This is a genomic window from Stutzerimonas stutzeri (genome assembly GCF_024448985.1).
GTDB classification, from domain to species: domain Bacteria; phylum Pseudomonadota; class Gammaproteobacteria; order Pseudomonadales; family Pseudomonadaceae; genus Stutzerimonas; species Stutzerimonas stutzeri_AP.
In genome coordinates this window covers 70,854-84,981 of record NZ_JAMOII010000013.1, presented here as the reverse complement: position 1 = coordinate 84,981, position 14,128 = coordinate 70,854, and the positions used below count along the sequence as shown (strand labels likewise).

The following is a 14,128-nucleotide window of genomic DNA, read 5'->3' as shown; positions in this document are numbered from 1 at the left end:
TACGGGGTACCGCCGCTCATGCTGGACACCAATCTCAAGACCCAGTTGAAAACCTATCTGGAAAAGGTCACTCAGCCGTTCGAGATCGTCGCGTCCCTCGGTGACGGCGAGAAATCCCAGGAAATGCTCGCCCTGCTGGAAGACATTGCCAGCCTGAGCGACCAGATCACCCTGCGCACCGATGGTGATGATGCCCGTGGCCCGTCGTTCGCACTCAACCGCATCGGTGGAAACATCAGCCTGCGTTTCGCCGGCATCCCGATGGGCCATGAGTTCACCTCGCTGGTGCTTGCCCTGTTGCAGGTCGGCGGCCATCCGTCGAAGACCGCACCGGAAGTCATCGAGCAGATCAAGAACATCGAAGGCGACTACAGCTTCGAAACCTACTTCTCGCTGTCCTGCCAGAACTGCCCGGACGTGGTCCAGGCGTTGAACCTGATGGCCGTGCTCAACCCGAACATCCGCCATGTCGCCATCGACGGCGCGCTGTTCCAGGACGAAGTCGAAGCCCGGCAGATCATGTCGGTACCGAGCATCTACCTCAACGGTGAGCTGTTCGGCCAAGGCCGCATGGGCGAAGAGGAAATTCTCGCCAAACTCGACACCGGTGCCTCGGCGCGTGATGCCGAAAAGCTCAGCGCCAAGGACGCTTTCGACGTACTCGTCGTCGGCGGTGGCCCGGCCGGTGCCGCAGCGGCCATCTACGCCGCACGCAAGGGCATCCGCACCGGTGTGGCGGCCGAACGTTTCGGCGGTCAGGTGCTGGACACCATGGCCATCGAAAACTTTATCTCGGTCACCGAGACCGAAGGCCCGAAACTGGCCCGCGCGCTGGAAAACCACGTGCGTGAATACGACGTCGACATCATGAACCTGCAGCGTGCCGCGGCACTGATTCCGGCCTCGACCGAAGGCGGTCTGCATGAAATCAAGCTGGAGAACGGCGGCTCGCTCAAAGCAAAGACACTGATCCTCGCCACCGGTGCTCGCTGGCGTGAAATGAACGTGCCGGGCGAGCAGCAATACCGCGGCCGTGGCGTCGCCTACTGCCCGCACTGCGACGGCCCGCTGTTCAAGGGCAAGCGGGTGGCGGTGATCGGTGGCGGCAACTCCGGCGTGGAAGCGGCCATCGACCTGGCCGGCATCGTTGCTCACGTCACGCTGCTCGAGTTCGACAGTCAGCTGCGTGCCGATGCCGTGCTGCAGAAAAAGCTGCACAGCCTGGCCAACGTCACCGTGATCACCAGCGCGCTGACCAGCGAAGTCATCGGCGACGGCCAGAAAGTCACTGGCCTGACCTACAAGGACCGCAACTCCAGCGAGTTCCACAACTTGGAGCTGGAAGGCATCTTCGTGCAGATCGGCCTGCTGCCCAACTCCGACTGGCTGAAGGGCACCGTCGAACTGACCTCGCGCGGCGAGATCATCGTCGATGCGCGCGGCGAGACCTCGCTGCCGGGCATCTTTGCCGCGGGCGACGTCACCACGGTGCCGTACAAGCAGATCGTCATCGCGGTCGGCGAAGGTGCCAAGGCCTCGTTGAGTGCGTTCGACCACCTGATCCGCAGCTCCGTCGAAGACTGAGCCTGAGGGCACGAAAAAGGGGGAGCAGATCCAGGTCTGCTCCCCCTTTTCGTTTCTGCGGACCGCAACGCAGGCCTGCACGAGGATAGATAGCGGCGTTAAGGGGTCTATTTCATTACACCGGATCGCGTCGGTCGGGTGGAAACGAGCGAAGTTGCGGCTGTCTGAGCGGCCGCTTCGTCGCACATGTACCAATCGTCCATGGAGCGAATCCACCTATGAAAAAAGCGGATACGCCGCAAGACGTCCGAGGCGCTGTCGTAACCTTTGCCAACCGCTCCAACGAACCCCAACACGAACGGGTCGTGCACGAGCAGCTCGCCAAACGCCTGGCCGAGTTGCAAGGCTTCGTCTTTCTCGGCGACTACGACCGCAGCGTCAGCTATCCACACCAGCTTTATTTCGTTCCCTCCGGCACCGTGATCGGCACCGAGCAGGCGCGTGAGCTGGGGCTCGAGAGCGAGCAGGATCTGTTTGGCGGTGTCGTACCGCATGCCTTCATCGAAACCAAGGCCATCACCCATCCGCTGGTGAGACCGGATGCCGATTCGCCGTTGGGCTGGTCGCGAAGTTTCACCCGGCGCGTCACGGGCGGCGTTCTGCCCGGCTACAGCGTTTTTTCCCTGCACGATGCGCGAGAGGCCGGACGGCGATTGCTTCACGAAGGCGCGCTGCGCATCAAACCGGTGCGTGCCACGGGTGGGCGAGGGCAGGAGCGGGTGACGACCGAACAGGAGCTCGATCATGCTTTGGAAAACATGGACGCAACCGAACTCACCCAATACGGGCTGGTGCTCGAAACGCACCTGGATGACGTGACGACGTTCAGCGTCGGCCAAACCCGTGCCGCGGGCAGGGTGCTGAGTTACTATGGCACCCAGCGGCTGACCCAGGACAACGGGGGCGAAACGGTCTATGGCGGCTCGGATCTGTTGGTCGTCGAAGGCGATTTCGATGCCCTGCTAAACCTGAATCTGCCCGAAAAGACCCGTCTGGCCATCTCCCAGGCTCAAATCTACGACGCTGCCGCCTCGGCCTGCTTTCGCAATTTCTACGCCTCTCGACGCAACTACGATATCGCTCAAGGCATCGATGGCCGAGGGCGCGCCTGTTCCGGCGTGCTGGAGCAATCCTGGCGCATTGGCGGCGCGAGCAGTGCCGAGGTTGCGGCACTGGAGGCGTTTATCCGGGGCGAGGGCGGTCCGGTGGTGCGCGCGTCATCGGTTGAAGTCTACGGGGAATCAACCGTGCCCGAAGGCGCAACGGTGCTGTTTCGCGGCGAGGACGCCGAGGTCGGCTTCATAACCAAATACGCAGTGGTGGAGGCTCATGGCAACCCATAGTGAAAGCGTGGATATCCTCGTAGATGACGAGCACATTGCCGGCACCTTTCTGTCGCCCCCGACGAAATTGCCGGGTGTGCTCTTCGTGCATGGTTGGGGCGGTAGCCAAGAGCGCGACCTGACCCGCGCTCGCGGTATTGCTGGTTTAGGCTGCATCTGTCTGTCGTTCGACCTGCGGGGCCATGCCCAGACGCTGGCGCAACAGCAGACCGTCACGCGCGAGCAGAACCTGCGTGACCTGCTGGCGGCCTACGATCTCCTGGTACAGCATCCGAACATTGATCCTTCCGCAATCGCCGTGGTCGGCACCAGTTACGGCGGTTATCTGGCTGCGCTGCTTACTTCCTTGCGTCCGGTCAAATGGCTGGCGATGCGCGTGCCGGCGTTGTACAGGGATGATGACTGGGCGATACCCAAGCGCCAGTTGAGTCGCGATCTGCTCAATGAGCTGCGTGGTCGGCGGGTCGTTCCAGAGGAGAATCGGGCGTTAGCGGCCTGTGCCGAGTTTCGTGGCGATGTATTGATCGTCGAGTCCGAGCACGATCATCTGGTCCCGCACAGCACGATCATGAGTTACCGGGCGGCATTCCATCAGACCCATTCGCTGACTCACCGCATCATCCTTGGCGCCGATCATGGTCTGACCCATGAGAATTGCCAGCAGGCCTACACCGATATTCTCGTCAAATGGGCAACCGAGATGGTGGTCGGTGGACGTGTCGGCCAGCAGCACGGCGCAGCTGCCGCGCGGTTGGGCTAACCCGGCGGCGTCGGCGGCTCGATGGGGCCGACGAAGCGGCTCCAGCGCCGGTCGAGCACCTGCTGCTTGAGCACTTCGATGACATCGACCAGCAATTCTTCCAGCGCGAGGTCGGTGTTTTCGTCCTGATACACCCAGGCCTCGAAGCACTCGTCAGCCAGGCTCCGAGCCAAACGCTGGAATTGCGGGCCCTGCAGCCCGTCCACCGCCCCTTGGAGAAGCCGAGCCGCGATATCGGTGAGTGCATCGTCCAGGGTATCGACGACCCGGTCGCCAAGCGGCAGGCGACGCAGGCGGGTGACCTCCGGATTATTCGCCAGCGCCTGGTGAATCAACCCGTCGACATAGCCTTCGATGGCGCCGCGGTTGTCCCGATAGCCGTTCTCCAGCATGGCGTTCAGGCGTCGCGATAGATCGTCGAGCAGTCGCTCTTTGCGCGGTCTTACCACCTCCTGCAGCAGCCGACGGGAAAGGTCGTCGCTGGCACCGATCTCTTGCTGCAGGCGGCTGAACAGTCGAACCATGACGCGATCGGACAGCTCTTCCAGCAGCAGCGAGTAGTAGCGGTGAACCAGCCCATAGACCGGCCACCGGCGCATGTCGATAAGGCCCAGCCGTTGCAGTCGGATCAGCAGACTGCCGACCCTCAATACGCGAAGCCAGCGGAAACCGCTCAGGGGAATGCAGCCGAGTACGTCGTACCAGTGAGCGAAAGGGTAGTAATACCAGCGTGCGTAGCGTCGCTCGAACAACGCAACGGTCCAGCCAAGCAGCACGTCGAGAATGAATACCGCGACGAAGCCGAGATCGATCAGCTGGAAATTGCGGTGGATCAGCGTGTCGTAGCGCTGATGCAGCTCGGGCAGCCATCCAGCGAGGGCCTGATTGATTGGCTGCACGATGAACAGGCTGTCGAACAGGATCAGCCCAAGATTGATGCACACCAGCAGGACGATGAACGCTTCCCAGGCTGCGTGCAGCCCGTCGTGCATGCGTTCGTGCTGGCCTGCGGCTAACTCAGGCATCGGCGCTGACAGGTGGCGGGTTGCCAGAGGATTTCGGCACAGCCCTGGCGACGTGCGATCAGGCGCGCCACGACGAAGAACAGATCCGACAGGCGATTGAGGTAAGCCAGCCCGACTGGACGTAGCGGTTCGATGGCATTGAGCTGTTGGCAGCGCCTTTCGCTGGTGCGAGCCATGCTGCGGCATAGATGCGCGAGCGCGATCAGCCGGGTGCCGCCAGGCATGATGAAATCTTCCAGCGGTCCGAGCTCCGCATTCCAGCGGTCGATCGCCGCCTCCAGGCGCGCTACCTCGGTAGGGGTCAGCGCTTGATAGTCCGGCATCGCCAGTTCGCCGCCCAGATCGAACAGGCGGTGCTGGCAAGGGCTCAGCACCTCGATAAGTTCAGCCAGATCCGGCCAGCGCGCCTGTGCTTCGGCCAGTTCGGCAAGCAACAGGCCCAGTTGACTGTTGAGCGTATCGATTTCGCCCATGGCTTCGACCCGTGGGTGATCCTTGGGGACGCGGCGGCCATCGGCCAGGCCGGTTTCTCCGGCATCGCCGGTGCGGGTATAGATCTTTGACAGTCGATTGCCCATCTGTAGGTTCCTGGTGGTGCTTCAGTTGGCGTCGGACGCGGATGGTAGCGGCAGGCGCAGGGTGAAGGTCGTTCCCTGGTCCGGCTTGCTTTGCACTTCCATCTGGCCCTTGTGATTGTTGGTGATGATGAAATACGAAACGGAAAGACCCAACCCGGTTCCCTGGCCCACCTCTTTGGTGGTGAAAAAGGGTTCGAAGATTCGCTTGCGGATGTGTTCGGGGATGCCACCGCCGTTGTCTTCCACATGAATTTCAGCCCATGGCGGGTTCAGGCGCGTCCGCAACGTGATCTGCCCACGGCCTCGCTCCGGTTTCTGGTGGATGGCCTGGGCCGCGTTTTTCAGAAGATTCAGCAGCACCTGTTCCAGCTCGTTGCCGATGCAGGGGACTCGGTCCACTTGTGGATCGAAGTCGCGGATAATTTCCAGCGAGCGAAAGTCGAAGCCCTCCATCAGCGCGAAGTCGTTACCGGCGATCTCCAGCGCCTGATCGATCAGTGTGGGCAGTTGGCATTCGGCCAGTTGCCGGTTGCTCATGCGGCTGAAGCTCAGCATGTGGCTGACGATCTTGGCCGCGCGCGAGCCGGCCTGCTGGATGCCGTCGAGCAGCTGCGGGATTTCTCGCCGTTGCAGGTATTGATTCACCGCTTCCAGTCGAACGCCGGTGTCGTCGGCCGCTTCGCGGTTTCGCTCCAGGTCCGGTGACAGACGTCGACGGATGTTCTGTGCGTTATGCAGGATCGCCCCGAGGGGGTTGTTGATCTCATGTGCCATGCCTGCGGCGAGACCGCCCACCGAAAGCATCTTTTCCGATTGCACCATGATCTCTTCCATGTTGATGCGTTCGGTGATGTCGTCGATGCGAATGACTACGCCACCGCCGCCCATCAAGGGGTAGAGCGTCAGCGCGTAATGTCGGGGCTCGTCGTCGAAGGCCCAGGTGACGCGCTCGATCTTTTCCACCTGATGCCGTTCGGATGCTCGGCGAATCTCGGTCAGGAAGGGCCTTAGCGGTTCGAAGGCGATGAACACGGGCTGGTTCAGCGCATCGTCGATTGAGGTACCCGAGAGCTCGCTGGCCTGCTGGTTCCATTGGGTCACGTAGAGCTGCTCGTCCAGGGCGATGAGCACCGATGGCATCGAGTCGATGATGCTGTTCAGGTAGCTCTGGAATCCGGTGAGCTTCTTCTCGATCTTGCTGCGAACCTGTACCTCCAGTTCCAGCTTGCGGTTGGTGTGCCGGGTTTCCTCTGCCAGCCCCTGGGCATGGTCGAAGGCGTCCTGGGCATCGTCGCGGGCGCGCTTGAGCTGTTGTTCGCGTGCCTCCATGCGCGACAGCATGGTGTTGAAGGCATCGGCCAGATGTCCGATTTCGTCGCGGTTCCTCGGTGTTGCGCGAAGCGAATAGTTTTCTTCGCGCGTGACCTGGCGGGACAGGGCCTCGAGGTCATGGATCGGGCGGGTGATCATCTGCCGGATCTGCCGGGCGACCAGTATCCAAAGCAGCAGGCTGGTCAGAAGAATGGCGACGCTGGCGGTCAGGGTTCCGGTGTAGAAGGCCCCGGGCAATTCGCTACTGGCCACGATCAGCAGGTGGCCCGGAGGCCCTTCGGCTTGCGGTAGTTCCACCAGTAAATTGGCGCGCATCTCAGTCTTTTGCCATGCGGGTAGCTCGCTTACCTGCTGCGGCAGGCCCAGCGAATCGCCGTGATACAGCTGTGCCAGGCTCTGGCCTTCGCTGTCGTAGATCGCCGCTGCGCGCAGCGGGGCATAATCGTTCAGCTTCTGCAGGAGCCCGTCGGCTGCCGCTTCGGATGCCAGGGCGCGGTTACTCAACTCGGGCGTAGCGAACAGCGCCCCAAGGGTATGCATGGCCTGCGGCGCGACGCTCTGGCGGGAGATCCAGTAGGCCGCGCTGATGAAGACGAGATTCGATACCAGCAGCACTGCGGCAAGCAGTACGAGCAGGGCGATCAGCAGCTTGCGGCCGACCGGGAGATTTTCAAGGCGCTGGCGCAGGGTCATGGCAGGCACTGGCTAAGGGTGTTTCAGCAGGGTAGCGGTGCCTCAGTCCGCGGGCAATCTGCGAGCGTGCAGGAATGCCTGGAGCTGTTGCTGCAGGCTGAACAGCGCCGGCACGTGCAGATCGTGCTGCTCGGCGGTCCGGCACGCCTGACCGAGCAGGAAGCTGACTTCGGTCCGGCGTCCGTTTCGTACATCTTGGTGCATCGACGAATAGTTGTTGGCCGTTGCCTCGATGATCGAGAGCACTTCGTCTTCCAGTCCACGAGCCGCATCACGCTGATTGGTGGCCTTGAGCACTTCCGCAAGTTCGTTGCAGAGTCGGTGGAGCTGCTCGGGGAACGCGCGCAACTCGCCGTTGCGGCAATCATTCAGGACGGTCAGGGGATTGATGGCGCAGTTGATCGCCAACTTGCGCCAGAGTTTGCCCATGATGTCTTCCGTCCAGCCGTGCGGAATGCCGGCGGTGACCAGATCGGCGAGCCAGGATGGCTGGTTGCGATGGCCGGGTTCGCCCAGCCAGTTCTGCCCCTGACCGGCATGGACGATTCGGAAGTCAGCCTGACGATAGGCGCCCTCGGTACTTGAAACGAATATGCAGCGGCTGCCGGGCCAACGTGCCGCAATGGCCTGCTGACTGCCCAGGCCGTTCTGCAACAGAAGAATGTGCGATCCCTTGACCAGACGCGGTGCCACCTCGGCGATTGCGTCTTGCGCATCGTATGCCTTGCAGGCAACCAGTAGCCGGTTTATCGGTGTAGCTGCATCGGGTAACTCTACGGGTACCGGATAGACAGCGGTGACGCCGGCCTCGGTCAGGCTCAGGCCACCCGCGGCTCGGTAATCAGCGAGGCGTTGCGGGTTGCGCAGGATGATTTGCACCGGTACGCCGGCACGGAAAAGGCGCGTCGCCCAGAGCCCGCCGAGGCTACCAGCGCCCAGAACATGCCAGGTGTCGTTCATCAGGCTGGCTGCCGGTAACGCAGGGGCACGATACGTCCTGTGGTGTACGCGTCGGGCAGCAGAGCGGCGGCGCTTTCGATCAGCGTCTGGGGCTCGACCGGCAGGGCACTCGCATCGAGGCTGACCAGACCGATGCCGGCCTTGATCGAAATGAACCCTTCGCTGGTCTTGAACGCTTTGAGGTTGAGCCCTTCGTGCAAACGTTTGAAGCTGCTCGGCGAGCAGCCGCGTAAGTCGTCGACCAGGGCGAGCAGGCCGAAGTGGTGATCATCCAGGCGGGTCAGCGTGTCCAGCGGCCGTACAAGTTGCCCCAGTCGCCGTGCCACACCTCTGAGCAGCTCGTGATGAAGAAGCTCGCCGTAGCGCTCTCGCTGACCGAGGAGTTCCGGCAGACCGATCACCAGGTAGCACAACGCGCCGCCACGGCTCTCGATATGGCTCAGGCTGTCGCCGAGCCGCTGACGAAGATGGCGCATGTTGCCCAGCCCGGTAATCGGGTCGATCAAGTTGCGATTTTCCAGGCTGGCGATGTTCTCGGTCAGTAGACGGTTTTCCCGCATCAGCCGTTGCAGCGAGCCACAAAGCCGGTCGGCGGCATATACCCGAGGTACCAACTGCTCGTTCATCACCGACTTGCCGATGAAATCATCCACGCCATGATCGAATGCCTTGCTCAGCACGTCCTGGCCGTCCCGCCCGGTCAGTAGAATGATATAGGTGTAGTGATGGGACATTTCGTCCTGCTGACGCACCTGGGTGGTCAGTTCCAACCCGTCCATTTCGGGCATCAGCCAATCGGCGAGCAGAACATTCGCCGGGCGTTGCTCAATGAGTTCCAGTGCAGCACTGGCGCTATTGGCGAAGCGAATGTCCTCGTACCCGGCCTTGGACAGGGCGCGGCCGATCATCACGCTTGAAAACTTGGCGTCGTCGACCACCAGGATGCTGAGTTGGGGGTTGGGCATTCATGCGCTCGGTTAAGAAGGGTTGCCGTAACAGGCCGGTGGCCGGGCGTTATTGGCCTGAACCGTTATAATGATCGCGCATTTGAATCGTCAAGCTAAGCGCGCTGGGTCACACCGCAGCGCCCTTTTTATAGGAGGAAAGGCCATGCCTTCGTTCGACGTGGTGTCCGAACTGGACAAACACGAAGTTACTAACGCCGTCGACAATGCGCTCAAGGAACTGGACCGGCGTTACGATCTGCGCGGTAAAGGTACCTTCGAGTTCAAGGAGCTGACGGTCCATCTGACCGCCGATGCTGACTTCCAATTGGAGCAGATGCTGGAGATCCTCAAGCTGAGCCTGGTCAAGCGCAAGATCGATATTCAGTGCCTGGAGTTCAAGGATCCGTACCCATCCGGCAAGTCGGTCAAGCAGGACGTGGTGCTGCGCGAAGGCATCGACAAGGAGCTGGCGAAGAAAATCGTCGCCCATATCAAAGATGCCAAGCTCAAGGTGCAGGCGGCCATTCAGGGCGAGCAGGTTCGGGTGACCGGCAAGAAACGCGATGATCTGCAGGAGGCCATCGCCCTGCTGCGGGCCAAGGATTTTGGCATGCCATTGCAGTTCAACAACTTCCGCGACTGATGCCCCGGGCATCGTTGATGCCTTCCGCTTTAGCCGAGCGGCCGTCTGACGGCACGCTCGGTTTCCCTGAGGAGTTTTCCACTGATGGATTTCAGTGTCGATTATCTGGTCGATCTATCCGAGGCTTGGCTGCCGATCGTCCTGCAATACGGTGCTCAGCTATTGCTGGCGCTGGCAACTTTCCTGATTGGCTGGTGGCTGATCAACAAACTCGTCAGCAATCTTGGCGGCCTGCTACAGCGACGCCAGGTAGACCTTTCACTGCACGGCTTTATCGAGAGCCTGTTGGGCATCGTGCTGAAGGTGCTGCTATTGGTCAGCGTGGCGTCGATGATCGGGGTGGAAACCACCTCCTTCATTGCCATGATCGGCGCGGCTGGTTTGGCCATCGGTCTGGCACTGCAGGGCAGTCTCGCGAACTTTGCAGGTGGGGTATTGATCCTGCTGTTCCGTCCGTTTCGAGTCAGCGAGTGGATCGAGGCTCAGGGTGTGGCTGGCACCGTGCATTCGATCCAGATCTTCCACACGATTCTTAAATCGGGCGACAACAAGACCATCGTGGTGCCCAACGGCAGCCTTTCCAACGGTCACATCACCAATTATTCTCGCGAGCCGCGGCGTCGTGCCGATATCAACGTTGGCATCGACTACAGCGCGGACATCAAGCTGGCGCGCAAGATCCTGTTGGAGATTGCAGAGGACGAGCGCGTACTGCGCGATCCAGCGCCAGCGGTCTTCGTGACAGGGCTGGGCGATAGCTCCGTCAATCTGTCGCTGCGGGTTTGGGTAGCGACCGGCGACTTCTGGCCGGTGACTTTCGGTTTCACTGAGCTGCTGAAAGAGCGCTTCGACGAGGCGGGCATCGGTATCCCGTACCCACAGCGCGTGATGCATCTGGTCCAGAGCTAAGGTTCGGGCAAAAGCGAAGCCGGTGATTGCCGGCTTCGCTTTTTTCAGCTTCGCTCTGTAGACGGGACGGGTTCGGCAGCTTCCGGTGGCCGACGGGTTCGTAACCACTGCCAGGCAATCAGCACTAGGGTAGGTACGCCGAGCAGTGCCGTGACAAGAAAGAAGTCGCTGTAGCCAAGATGCTCCACCATGACCCCTGAATAGCCGCCCAATAGGCGGGGCAACAACAGCATCAACGAGCTCAGCAGCGCATACTGCGTCGCCGAAAACTTCAGATTGGTGAGGCTCGACAGATAAGCGACGAACGCCGTGGAGGCCAGGCCGCCACTGAAGTTGTCGCAAGAGATGGTGACGATCAGCATGTTCAGGTTGGCGCCCATCTCCACCAACAGCATGAACATGAGGTTGGTGGCCGCTGATGCGACACCGCCAATGAACAGGATCGGCAGGATGCTGAAACGCACGATCAGCAGCCCGCCGAAAGCCGCTCCGAGCAGCGTCATAATCAGTCCGAAAAGCTTGCTGACGCTGGCGATTTCATCCTTGCTGAAGCCTTGGTCGATATAAAACACGTTGGCCATGACGCCCATGACAGTGTCGGACATCCGGTATGTAGCGATCAGCCCCAACAGCAGCAATGCCTGCCAGCGATAGCGCAGGATGAAATCGGTGATTGGCGTCAGCACCGGTCCCATCAGGATGCGGCCGGGACCGGACAGGCAGCCCCAGCAGATCAGTAGATACATGGTGCCGCGTGGCCAGTAGCCACCCCAGTAGGACTGGAACATGCCGGTGGTCGAAACCATCAGGATGATCAGCACGATCACCGATACCGCCTGATGTACAAAGTCGAACCGCGCAGGGCGCTGGCGCTGACCGGCCTGTTGCAGCATCTGTCGCACCGGTACAAGCAGCGTGCGCCCCCATGGAGACATTGAGCCGATAATGAACAGCAGATACAGGGTCGCGCGCGGCCAGGCCTGTGCGATCAGTGCATTTATCATCGCCGGTACGGATATCAGCAGTACCAATAGCAGGCCGACGCCCGCCAGCTGATGGTTGAAACTGTACTTCGAAGGCTCGTTGGGCAGCGGCGCGGCGCCCTCCGGCTCTGGAATTAGCAGGCTGGTGATCAGCCCCGGAATGATTAGCAGAGCGAAGGCGATATAAGTCGTGGCCCAGGCGCTCTGGCTGTACTCCAGATTGGTCGAGCCGAGCCATTCGGCGAGAAATAGCGCGCCGGCGCTGGCCAGTAGCATGGCGATGCGGTAACCGGTCATATAGCTCGCCGCCAGCGTCGCCTGCAGCTTGTCTTCGGCGATCTCCAAGCGGTAGGCGTCGATGGCGATGTCCTGGGTGGCCGAGGCGAACGCCACAGCGACAGCCAGGGCGATCAACATGGTCAGGTTGTACTGGGGATTGCACAGGGCCATGCCGATTAGCCCAATGGCGATTACTGCCTGTGACAGAACCAGCCAGGAGCGGCGGCGTCCCAGCGCGCCGATCCAGGGCAGACGCCACTGGTCGAGCATCGGCGACCAGACCCATTTGAATGCGTACGCCAGGCTGATCCAGCTGGCAAAGCCAATGGTTTCGCGCGATACGCCTGCTTCCCGCAGCCATACCGAAAGCGTGGAAAACACCAGTATCGCAGGCAGGCCTGCGGCAAAGCCGAGCACCAGTAGGGTCAGCGAAGCGGGGCTGGCATAGGCGGCGAGCGCGGCGCGCCATGTTTCACGGGACATAGACGGGACGGACACAAATCATGAAGCGCGCACTCTACCCGCTGTGCTCAGACGAATGCCAGCCGTGCCGACGTATGTCGATCCGGTCATTGATGATAGTCACGCCCTCGGCGCGTAACCGCATGCGTTGTTCATGCCCCGCGGCGCTGCCTGCTGGCAGGCTGAGCCGACCGCCGGCGCCGATCACTCTGTGCCAGGGCAGGCTTGTGCCATCCGGTAGTTGCGACATTAGCCGGCCAACCCAGCGCGCTGCACGACCGAGTCCGGCCATGGCGGCCACCTCGCCATAGCTCACCACCTTGCCCGACGGGATCTGGGCCATGACGAGGTAAACGGCGGCGCGGCGCGCTTCGGCGTCCGCACCGGGAGGTAATAAAGGCGGCTGGTCAATCATGCGGAATGCTTCCTTCGTGAGCCGTGACCGGGTTGGGCGGCGCTGAACTCGTTTCCCGTTCAGCGGTCAGTGCTTGCTGTGACCAAAAGCATAGGGATAATGCCTGCCTTTTAACCGCATCTGTCCAGAATTTCAGTCATCTATGCTCTCTAGAACCCTGCTTTGCGTGTCGCTTTCCGTACTTTCCCTGCCTTTGTTCGCCGATACCGTATGGTTGAAGAACGGTGATCGTCTGACCGGCAAGATCAGTGTGATGGATGGCGGTAAGTTGCTGATCGAGACCGACTACGGCGGCTCGATTCCAGTGCAGTGGAGTCAGGTCGCAACGCTGGAAAGCAATCAGCAGTTGCTGATCAAGCAGGACGATGTGACTGGCGAAGTGGCCAAGTCGCTCCAGGCTGCAGACGACGGCAAAGTCACCTTGAGCAACGGTGGTGTGCCGCGTACGGTTCCGCTGGCCAATATCACCCAGATCATCCATCCGAAACCGCTGATCCATGACCTGACCTGGAAAGGCAATATTGACGTGGCGCTGGACTACAAACGCGCGGAAACCGATACGGACGACTACGACGTTTCCTTCGATACATCGGCACGTCACGGTCTCTGGCGGCATAACGGAACGGCCAATTACAACCGCGAATACCGCGACGGCGTTACCGCGACAGATAACTGGGATGCCGAATACGCGCTGGATCGATTCATCGACGAGCATTGGTTCTGGCAAGGACGCTTCGAATACAAGCGCGACAAGGTTGAAGACGTCCGCCGTCAGCGCACGCTGGGTACCGGTCCGGGTTACCAGTTCTGGGACAACGAGCTGGGCGCTTTCTCCCTGGCTTCGCTGGTCAACCGCAGTGACTACGAATTTGCCGATGGGGAGAAAGAGGACTTCTATTCGCTGGCAATGAAGTGGAAGTACAATCGTTATCTGATCGGCAAGACATTCGAACTGTTCAGCAATGGCGAAATCGGCAAGCCGCTGGAAAATGTCGCCGATTACGAACTCGATGCCGAGGTAGGTCTGCGCTACAAGGTCACCGACTGGGCATCGCTGAACATGAAGGCTGAAAAGGACATCGTCAGCGGCGCAGAAAGCGAAATGGATGAAACGCGCTACAGCATCGGCTTCGGGGTGGGTTGGTAAAAAGAAAGCTGGAAGCTTAAAGCCTTAAGCTTGAAGCAGAGCTCGGTCTCGGGAGCATGGTTGCTTCC

Annotated in this window: 13 protein-coding genes; 6 read left to right on the top strand and 7 right to left on the bottom strand. The window is 60.8% G+C overall.

Annotation, left to right across the window (positions count from 1 at the left end; translation table 11 throughout):
• Window positions 1–18 precede the first annotated feature (18 nt).
• From ahpF to NA647_RS14430, 3 genes are all read left to right on the top strand, one after another.
• A complete protein-coding gene (gene ahpF / locus NA647_RS14440) occupies window positions 19–1,584 on the top strand; it encodes an alkyl hydroperoxide reductase subunit F (protein ID WP_256058317.1) in 1,566 nt (521 codons plus the stop codon).
• A 218-nt stretch (window positions 1,585–1,802) separates the two neighbouring features.
• Entirely contained in the window at window positions 1,803–2,927 is a 1,125-nt protein-coding gene (locus NA647_RS14435; RefSeq protein ID WP_256058316.1) for a DUF3182 family protein, read from the top strand.
• The gene (locus NA647_RS14430) at window positions 2,914–3,687 is read left to right on the top strand and encodes an alpha/beta hydrolase family protein (protein ID WP_256049012.1); all 774 of its coding nucleotides are present in this window, start codon (window positions 2,914–2,916) and stop codon (window positions 3,685–3,687) included. Before NA647_RS14435 ends, NA647_RS14430 begins: the two co-directional genes overlap by 14 nt.
• Here NA647_RS14430 and NA647_RS14425 read toward each other — a convergent pair.
• From NA647_RS14425 to NA647_RS14405, 5 genes are read right to left on the bottom strand one after another with little or no spacing between them, the layout of a single operon-like run.
• On the bottom strand, window positions 3,684–4,712 hold the full coding sequence (locus tag NA647_RS14425) for an ion transporter (RefSeq protein WP_256058315.1): 1,029 nt from the start codon (window positions 4,710–4,712) through the stop codon (window positions 3,684–3,686). The two genes, NA647_RS14430 and NA647_RS14425, sit on opposite strands and share 4 nt — an antisense overlap.
• Entirely contained in the window at window positions 4,700–5,290 is a 591-nt protein-coding gene (locus tag NA647_RS14420; RefSeq protein WP_256058314.1) for a cob(I)yrinic acid a,c-diamide adenosyltransferase, read from the bottom strand. Before NA647_RS14420 ends, NA647_RS14425 begins: the two co-directional genes overlap by 13 nt.
• A gap of 21 nt (window positions 5,291–5,311) precedes the next feature.
• Window positions 5,312–7,315: a HAMP domain-containing sensor histidine kinase gene (locus NA647_RS14415; protein ID WP_256058313.1), complete on the bottom strand. Its 2,004-nt coding sequence runs from the start codon at window positions 7,313–7,315 to the stop codon at window positions 5,312–5,314.
• Between the two features lie 42 nt (window positions 7,316–7,357).
• Window positions 7,358–8,275: a putative 2-dehydropantoate 2-reductase gene (locus tag NA647_RS14410; RefSeq protein ID WP_256058312.1), complete on the bottom strand. Its 918-nt coding sequence runs from the start codon at window positions 8,273–8,275 to the stop codon at window positions 7,358–7,360.
• Window positions 8,275–9,240 carry a GGDEF domain-containing response regulator gene (locus NA647_RS14405; protein WP_256058311.1) on the bottom strand — a complete coding sequence of 322 codons (966 nt, stop codon included), beginning with the start codon at window positions 9,238–9,240 and terminating at the stop codon, window positions 8,275–8,277. Before NA647_RS14405 ends, NA647_RS14410 begins: the two co-directional genes overlap by 1 nt.
• Window positions 9,241–9,385: 145 nt before the next feature.
• Here NA647_RS14405 and NA647_RS14400 point away from each other — a divergent pair, with 145 nt between their 5' ends.
• Together NA647_RS14400 and NA647_RS14395 are read left to right on the top strand one after the other, a co-directional pair.
• A complete protein-coding gene (locus tag NA647_RS14400; protein ID WP_131651017.1) occupies window positions 9,386–9,865 on the top strand; it encodes a YajQ family cyclic di-GMP-binding protein in 480 nt (159 codons plus the stop codon).
• An 84-nt stretch (window positions 9,866–9,949) separates the two neighbouring features.
• The gene (locus tag NA647_RS14395; RefSeq protein ID WP_256058310.1) at window positions 9,950–10,774 is read left to right on the top strand and encodes a mechanosensitive ion channel family protein; all 825 of its coding nucleotides are present in this window, start codon (window positions 9,950–9,952) and stop codon (window positions 10,772–10,774) included.
• 44 nt (window positions 10,775–10,818) lie between these two features.
• Here the strand turns inward: NA647_RS14395 and NA647_RS14390 are convergent, their stop codons facing one another.
• Both NA647_RS14390 and NA647_RS14385 read right to left on the bottom strand, forming a co-directional pair.
• Window positions 10,819–12,519 carry an AmpG family muropeptide MFS transporter gene (locus tag NA647_RS14390; protein ID WP_256058309.1) on the bottom strand — a complete coding sequence of 567 codons (1,701 nt, stop codon included), beginning with the start codon at window positions 12,517–12,519 and terminating at the stop codon, window positions 10,819–10,821.
• Between the two features lie 34 nt (window positions 12,520–12,553).
• Entirely contained in the window at window positions 12,554–12,913 is a 360-nt protein-coding gene (locus NA647_RS14385) for an MGMT family protein (protein ID WP_256058308.1), read from the bottom strand.
• A gap of 142 nt (window positions 12,914–13,055) precedes the next feature.
• Between NA647_RS14385 and NA647_RS14380 the strand changes: the two genes are divergently transcribed.
• Window positions 13,056–14,060 carry a DUF481 domain-containing protein gene (locus NA647_RS14380; protein ID WP_256058307.1) on the top strand — a complete coding sequence of 335 codons (1,005 nt, stop codon included), beginning with the start codon at window positions 13,056–13,058 and terminating at the stop codon, window positions 14,058–14,060.
• Window positions 14,061–14,128: the final 68 nt, after the last annotated feature.

What these genes read in the sequence shown, in the direction of transcription:
- NA647_RS14435 (WP_256058316.1), top strand. Translation starts at nt 1,803, where the DNA reads ATGAAAAAAGCGGATACGCCGCAAGACGTCCGAGGCGCTGTCGTAACC.
- NA647_RS14395 (WP_256058310.1), top strand. Translation starts at nt 9,950, where the DNA reads ATGGATTTCAGTGTCGATTATCTGGTCGATCTATCCGAGGCTTGGCTG.
- NA647_RS14410 (WP_256058312.1), bottom strand. Translation starts at nt 8,275, where the DNA reads ATGAACGACACCTGGCATGTTCTGGGCGCTGGTAGCCTCGGCGGGCTC.
- ahpF (WP_256058317.1), top strand. Translation starts at nt 19, where the DNA reads ATGCTGGACACCAATCTCAAGACCCAGTTGAAAACCTATCTGGAAAAG.
- NA647_RS14380 (WP_256058307.1), top strand. Translation starts at nt 13,056, where the DNA reads ATGCTCTCTAGAACCCTGCTTTGCGTGTCGCTTTCCGTACTTTCCCTG.
- NA647_RS14400 (WP_131651017.1), top strand. Translation starts at nt 9,386, where the DNA reads ATGCCTTCGTTCGACGTGGTGTCCGAACTGGACAAACACGAAGTTACT.
- NA647_RS14420 (WP_256058314.1), bottom strand. Translation starts at nt 5,290, where the DNA reads ATGGGCAATCGACTGTCAAAGATCTATACCCGCACCGGCGATGCCGGA.
- NA647_RS14425 (WP_256058315.1), bottom strand. Translation starts at nt 4,712, where the DNA reads ATGCCTGAGTTAGCCGCAGGCCAGCACGAACGCATGCACGACGGGCTG.
- NA647_RS14430 (WP_256049012.1), top strand. Translation starts at nt 2,914, where the DNA reads ATGGCAACCCATAGTGAAAGCGTGGATATCCTCGTAGATGACGAGCAC.
- NA647_RS14385 (WP_256058308.1), bottom strand. Translation starts at nt 12,913, where the DNA reads ATGATTGACCAGCCGCCTTTATTACCTCCCGGTGCGGACGCCGAAGCG.
- NA647_RS14415 (WP_256058313.1), bottom strand. Translation starts at nt 7,315, where the DNA reads ATGACCCTGCGCCAGCGCCTTGAAAATCTCCCGGTCGGCCGCAAGCTG.
- NA647_RS14390 (WP_256058309.1), bottom strand. Translation starts at nt 12,519, where the DNA reads ATGTCCCGTGAAACATGGCGCGCCGCGCTCGCCGCCTATGCCAGCCCC.
- NA647_RS14405 (WP_256058311.1), bottom strand. Translation starts at nt 9,240, where the DNA reads ATGCCCAACCCCCAACTCAGCATCCTGGTGGTCGACGACGCCAAGTTT.